The sequence below is a fragment of the Flavobacterium sp. genome (assembly GCF_023151265.1).
In the GTDB taxonomy this organism is placed as follows: domain Bacteria; phylum Bacteroidota; class Bacteroidia; order Flavobacteriales; family Flavobacteriaceae; genus Flavobacterium.
The window spans coordinates 1-5,646 of the sequence record NZ_JAKLJH010000160.1; the positions used below are offsets into that span (position 1 = coordinate 1).

At 31.5% G+C, this 5,646-nt stretch carries 5 protein-coding genes and 1 pseudogene; 3 read left to right on the plus strand and 3 right to left on the minus strand.

Annotated elements, in window-relative coordinates:
* A partial coding sequence (gene acs / locus L6Q46_RS12380) for an acetate--CoA ligase (protein ID WP_291284563.1) occupies window positions 1-1,500 on the plus strand: 1,500 nt, incomplete at its 5' end.
* Window positions 1,501-1,549: 49 nt separating this feature from the next.
* On the opposite strand, the gene L6Q46_RS12385 is transcribed toward acs, so the two are convergent.
* The 3 genes from L6Q46_RS12385 to L6Q46_RS12395 are packed head-to-tail and all read right to left on the minus strand — an operon-like array spanning window position 1,550 to window position 4,700.
* Window positions 1,550-2,164, minus strand: coding sequence for a GDSL-type esterase/lipase family protein (locus L6Q46_RS12385; RefSeq protein ID WP_291284564.1), 615 nt, complete (start codon window positions 2,162-2,164; stop codon window positions 1,550-1,552).
* Between the two features lie 6 nt (window positions 2,165-2,170).
* Window positions 2,171-2,779, minus strand: coding sequence for a 3'-5' exonuclease (locus tag L6Q46_RS12390; RefSeq protein WP_291284565.1), 609 nt, complete (start codon window positions 2,777-2,779; stop codon window positions 2,171-2,173).
* Between the two features lies 1 nt (window position 2,780).
* Window positions 2,781-4,700, minus strand: a complete 1,920-nt coding sequence (locus L6Q46_RS12395; protein WP_291284566.1) for a DUF294 nucleotidyltransferase-like domain-containing protein — start codon at window positions 4,698-4,700, stop codon at window positions 2,781-2,783.
* A 192-nt stretch (window positions 4,701-4,892) separates the two neighbouring features.
* On the opposite strand from L6Q46_RS12395, the gene L6Q46_RS12400 reads away from it, so the two are divergent.
* Both L6Q46_RS12400 and L6Q46_RS12405 read left to right on the plus strand, forming a co-directional pair.
* Window positions 4,893-5,261: a hypothetical protein gene (locus L6Q46_RS12400; RefSeq protein WP_111565886.1), complete on the plus strand. Its 369-nt coding sequence runs from the start codon at window positions 4,893-4,895 to the stop codon at window positions 5,259-5,261.
* A 117-nt stretch (window positions 5,262-5,378) separates the two neighbouring features.
* Window positions 5,379-5,646 (plus strand): annotated as a pseudogene (locus L6Q46_RS12405) (short-chain dehydrogenase); the annotation flags it as partial.

A 5,646-nucleotide genomic window follows, 5' to 3' on the forward strand; every position in this document is an offset into this window, starting at 1 on the left:
GTTTTAGCTTGTGCTAGAATTGGAGCGATACATTCAGTAGTATTTGCTGGATTTTCATCATCTGCAGTTGCAGCTCGTATCAATGATAGCGAATGTAAAATGGTAATTACTTCTGACGGAAGTTATCGCGGAAATAAAGCTATTGATTTAAAAGGAATTGTAGACGAGGCTTTAGAAAAATGTCCAAGTGTTGAAACTGTTTTGGTGGTCAAGAGAACCAATACAGAAGTTAACATGAAAGAAGGAAGAGATTTGTGGTTACAACCTTTAATGGATGCTGCTGTTGGAAATAATGTAGCTGAAATTATGTATTCAGAAGATCCTTTATTTATCCTATATACTTCAGGTTCTACTGGAAAACCTAAAGGAATGGTACATTCGACAGCAGGTTATATGGTTTATACTGCTTACACATTTAAAAACGTATTCAATTACGAAGAAAATGATATTTACTGGTGTACAGCCGATATAGGTTGGATTACAGGTCACTCATATATTTTATACGGACCACTTTTAAATGGCGCAACAACTGTAATTTTTGAAGGAGTTCCATCATATCCAGATTTCAGTAGATTTTGGGAAGTAATTGAAAAACATAATGTTACACAATTCTATACGGCACCAACAGCTATTCGTGCATTAGCAAAAGAAAGTTTAGATTATGTACAACGTTTTCCATTAAGTTCTTTAAAAGTAATTGGTTCCGTAGGTGAGCCGATTAATGAAGAAGCTTGGCATTGGTACAACGACCACGTAGGAGGAAAGCGTTGCCCACTTGTAGATACTTGGTGGCAAACTGAAACTGGAGGAATTATGATTTCGCCAATTCCGTTTGTAACGCCAACAAAACCAACTTATGCTTCGTTACCATTACCTGGAATTCAGCCCGTTTTAATGGATGAATTGCGTAATGAAATTGAAGGAAATCAAGTAACAGGTGCGTTATGTATTAAATTTCCGTGGCCTTCGATGGCTAGAACTATTTGGGGTGATCATCAACGTTATAAAGAAACGTATTTTACAGCTTTCCCAGGTAAATATTTTACTGGTGATGGAGCTTTACGCGATGAAGTAGGGTATTACAGAATTACGGGTAGAGTAGATGATGTTATTATTGTTTCCGGACATAATTTAGGAACGGCTCCAATTGAAGATGCTATCAACGAACACCCAGCAGTTGCAGAAAGTGCAATCGTAGGTTTCCCTCATGATATCAAAGGAAATGCATTATACGGATTTGTTATTCTGAAAGAAACAGGTGAGAGTCGTGATAAAAATAATCTTGCAAAAGAAATAAATCAACAAATTTCAGATCAAATTGGTCCGATTGCGAAATTAGATAAAATACAGTTTGTAAGTGGTTTACCAAAAACACGTTCGGGTAAAATCATGCGCAGAATTTTAAGAAAGATTGCTGAAGGAGACTTCTCTAATTTTGGAGATATTTCCACTTTATTGAATCCTGAAATAGTGGAAGAAATTAAAAACGGCAAGCTCTAGTTTTTTAGTTTTATTGGTTAAAAACTGCTTCAGCAATGGGGCAGTTTTTTTATTTTATATGAGTTTCAAGTATAGCTTTCATTTTTAAATAACCTTCTAAATTTGGATGAACACCATCATCTGTATATTTTTTATCTAAACCTAAATTTTCATCCACCATTTCAGTATAATAATCAACAAAATCTAACTGTTTCAGGATGCAATAAGCTTCTATCATTTGATTAAGTTGTTTGATTTTTTCAATTGGCTGAATTTTTGGATTCCAATAAAAACTATTTGCTGGAAGAATTGAACAAAGTAGTACTTCAATACTATTTTTTAATGATTTCTCAACCATTTTAATAATATTCTCCATAATTTTTTCTAATGAAATTGGTCCGTTATTTTCTGCAATATCATTAATTCCTGCTAAAATAATTACACATTTTGGCTGTAAATCTATAACATCACTTTGAAAACGTTCAAAAATTTGTGAAGTGGTTTGACCACTAATTCCTCTATTGATATAATTATTTTGACTAAAGAATACCAAATCGAAACGTTCCCAAAACTCGGTTATTGAATCCCCAATGAAAACAATTCGGATACCATCATTAAGTTGCTTTAGTAATTGCTGATTTTCTAAAGCATATTTTTCCAAATAAGCCCAATCGTTTTGCATCATTTGGAATTAAATCTCTAATTTTTTCTTTAGTTTCAAAAAAAGCAATGCAGTAATAAACGCATCACCACTAGCTGTGTGTCGATCTGATTTTTTAATTTTATAAATATCACATAATTCATCTAACGAAGTATGTTGTTCGTAAGGTAAGTGTTTGAGCTTTTGATACATAACATCCGTATCCATAGCCTGATTTTTCAGTGTCCCAACATTCAAACGATCTAAACCTTGGTTAATCATTTCAATATCAAAATCAACGTGATGACCAACTAGAGTGGCGTCTTTAATAAATTCCAAAAAACGAATTATTGCTTCAGCCTCAACAATTTTTTCTTCTTTTCCTTCTTTTAAAATTCCGTGAATTGGTACCGATTCAGGCTTAAAGATATCTTGCTGTACAAATACTTCCATAAAATCACCAACAATAACTTGATTATTTTGAATAGCAACTGCACCAATTGAAAGAATTCGATCTGATTTGTAATCCAAGCCTGTTGTTTCGCAATCAAAAACCACATAGCGTTTGTCTTTACTCTGATTTTCATCAAAATGAGACAAATAGGTTTCCCAAAATTTAGGATAATCTTTTACTATTTTCTTAAACCAATTGAACTTCATATTACGTAAAATAAGTTAATTGGAAACGGTTTTTAATTACTTCCTGAATGTCGTTAATTGGCTGGAAATCGTTTTTAAGTTTTACTTTATCTAATTTCGATAACTCACTTAAATTCAGATACCTACCTTCATTTTCGTTTTTCAAACCTTCTTCGGTTCTAAACTTTAATAATTCGGCAAAAGCATCGGCACAGGCTTCGTAAACGGGTGCATTTTGTGGTTCTAATTCAGCTAATTTTGAATATCTTGAAATGGTGTTGGCTACATTCTTAATTCCTTTGCTTAACGATAAAATTCGAGCAGCGTCAATCAATGGCATTAAAGCTCTTCCTTTTAAATCGAAGGTATCTTTATGTTCTCCATCACTTTCTACCAAAAACTGACGGAAAAAACCTAATGGTGGTGGATTTTTTAAAGCATCAGCTCCTAAATAAGCAAAAAACAACTGATTATCATTGGTTTCTTCATGAATTGTATTGCTAATGGCATCTACTAAATCTTCGTTTCCGTAAACAAAATCATAATCAAAGAAAATGGTACACATTAAAATTCCTTTTTCGCCAGGAGCGTTAATCCATCCTTTGAATTGTTGTTGCCAATCGGTTACCGATTTACACCAAAGTGGATTGCTCGCCATCATTTCGGCTGGACAATATTCGTACCCAACTTTATTTAATGTTTTCGTCACTTTTTCGGCTAATTCTATAAAATATTGTTTAACAGTATCGTATTTTTCTTCTGGAACATCTTCAAAAACAATGGCATTGTCTTGATCTGTAAGTAAAAGCTGTTCTTTTCTACCTTGACTTCCCATGTTCATCCAAGCAAATTGGGCTGGAGGAGGAGTTCCTATTTTTTCAATTGCTAATTCAATCGCACGTTTGGTTATTGCTAAATTAATCTCTCCAACAATTGAAGTAATATGACTAATAGGAACATTTTTATCCAAAGAATGTTGGATTAAATCTGCTAATTTTTCACGAACATCTTTTAAATCAGCTGATTTTTGTGCTCTTTTTGATTGTTTTAAAAGCACTCCAGGATTATTCGCTTGCGCAACCACAATATCATGTTCGGTAATAATTCCTGTTATTTCAGAGTCATTTGTACCATCTTTTGTTACACACAAATGCGAAACTTTATGCTTTAACATCATAATTTGAGCTTCAGCAATAGACAGATTATCAGCTACGGTTATTACAGGTGAAGACATAATTTTATCAATCGTAACATCAATAGAATAAAGACCGGTTGCTATTTTAGAACGTAAATCTTTATCAGTAACAATTCCTATGGGTTTACGATTTTCATGAATAATTATACTTCCAATTTTACTACTTGACATTGTTTGAGCAACAAATTTCACAATATCAGTTGGAGATGCAGTTATTGGATTTTCTGTATATTTTATGGGTTGGTAATACTGAATTTCCGCATTTTGATCGTTATAAATCACATTTTCAGAAACCAATTTACCTTTGTTATTTTTATCGTATGGATTTCGCGTATTTGAAGCAAAACTTTCTAAAAGAAAACTAAGTACATCAGGATTTGCCGCTACATAAGGTTTAAAAATTTCGATAGGAATAGCATAAACAATACTTTCTTCACGAGCTTTTGCGGTCATTAAGTAATTGTTTTTTGCAAAGAACGGACGTAAACCTAAAATGTCACCTTCGTCACATTTATCAATTAATACATCATCGGTATCAGAAGTTACTGATAAGCCAATTGCTCCAGAAGCTACAACATAAAAAAAAGAATGTGTAGGATCGTTTATTTTAAATAAATTTTGATTTTTTTCTAAATATAAAACTTGGCACGATTTTGAAATTTCTAGAAGTTTAGAATATTCCAAACTTGAAAAGGGCGGATAGTGTTTTAAAAAATCGGTGATGCGTTCGGCGATAGGGTTTTTCATAATGGTGCATAATTATATAAACGAAGATACAAAGTTTACGTTGTTTTTTAAAAGAATTCTTTAAAAATTCTATTTTACATAATGTATATTATAATTCAAAAATAAAACTTTGAAATTCTGTTAAAATACTATTCAAAACGTTTGTGTAAAATTAATAGAAAGTTTAGTTTTGCAAACCTTTATATAAGTATCATGGAAAACAGACAAGCCCTTAAATTAATCGAAAAGATTCAGAAAGAATTATTTAAAGATAATTTTGAAGTTTCTGAAATTGTAACGGATTTAAAAAAACTAAGAGAAATTACTTTAGAATTAAATAATCCTGTTGTAACTAAAGCTTTACGTTTAGCTTACGAACATTTAGAAAACAACAATGGATTTTTCATTGGAATTCCAGATGACGAACCTGTTGACAGTAAAGATGCTCAAGTTGAAGCAAATATTTCAGAAGAAAATAATATTGAAAGCTTCAATTATTTCCTTTCTCTTTTAACTGATTTAGATAAGAAAAATAACGTATTAGATTTAAAAGAATACAACAAAGCTTTTTTAGCGTACTAATTTTAAATTCTATTTTACATAATATTAAATCGGTAATGAATTATTTACCGATTTTTTTGTTTTTCTTAACGCTATTATACTACCAAACTAACTAATTTTGTTCAAAATTTAACCCAAATGTCTAAAACTAAAAAATCAAAAGTAAAATTACTTCATCAGTACTATAAATATACCGGATTTTATTCCTTTATTTGGCAAGGTGTCAAAGGTGCTATTTTGCCTACGGCTATAATTGTAGCCATTCTTTTTTATGTAAATTATAAAGTTATTAACCTTAATGAAGCATTAGTTTATATTACACAAAATTTCAGTGATTTATTCATTTTTGGTGTTTTCCTTGCTTCTGAAAGTGTATTAGGATTAATTCCACCCGATATTTTTATCG

Excerpts from the sequence above, each read along its gene's own strand:
- L6Q46_RS12385 (WP_291284564.1), bottom strand. The coding sequence starts at position 2,164 with ATGATGCAAAACGATTGGGCTTATTTGGAAAAATATGCTTTAGAAAAT.
- L6Q46_RS12390 (WP_291284565.1), bottom strand. The coding sequence starts at position 2,779 with ATGAAGTTCAATTGGTTTAAGAAAATAGTAAAAGATTATCCTAAATTT.
- L6Q46_RS12395 (WP_291284566.1), bottom strand. The coding sequence starts at position 4,700 with ATGAAAAACCCTATCGCCGAACGCATCACCGATTTTTTAAAACACTAT.
- L6Q46_RS12400 (WP_111565886.1), top strand. The coding sequence starts at position 4,893 with ATGGAAAACAGACAAGCCCTTAAATTAATCGAAAAGATTCAGAAAGAA.